The sequence below is a fragment of the Cytobacillus oceanisediminis 2691 genome (genome assembly GCF_007678455.1).
Classification (GTDB): domain Bacteria; phylum Bacillota; class Bacilli; order Bacillales; family Cytobacillaceae; genus Mesobacillus; species Mesobacillus oceanisediminis_A.
In genome coordinates this window covers 1-315 of record NZ_VEEP01000103.1, presented here as the reverse complement: position 1 = coordinate 315, position 315 = coordinate 1, and the positions used below count along the sequence as shown (strand labels likewise).

Annotated in this window: 1 protein-coding gene; it reads left to right on the top strand. The window is 41.6% G+C overall.

Annotated features, from left to right (window positions below; translation table 11 throughout):
* Positions 1-187: hypothetical protein (locus tag FS736_RS24860; RefSeq protein ID WP_222125097.1), on the top strand; the 187-nt coding region annotated here is incomplete at its 5' end.
* Between the last annotated feature and the right edge of the window lie 128 nt (positions 188-315).

Below are 315 nucleotides of genomic sequence, written 5' to 3'. Positions count from 1 at the left end.
GAATGGGGAGGATGTTGTTGATAAGAGATGTTGGAAGTTGAGTAGGTATTTGGGTAAATGGAAGGGGATAGAATGGAGGTTGAGTATGTTGTGGGTTTTTAGGATGAAACTTTGGATGAGGGAAAATGAGGGGTTTGTGATGGAATTGGTTGTAGTTAAGATGGATGGTTTGGTGATGGAACGGTAGAAGAATATGTAAATGGTCAGAAATAGATGGAAGCTCTGTAGTGGTTAGGGGAATGTTGTTATTTGTGTGTGGGGGGTTGATAGGTGATGAAAAGTGAGGGTAGGGATAGAAGTAGTAGAGTAGAGGGT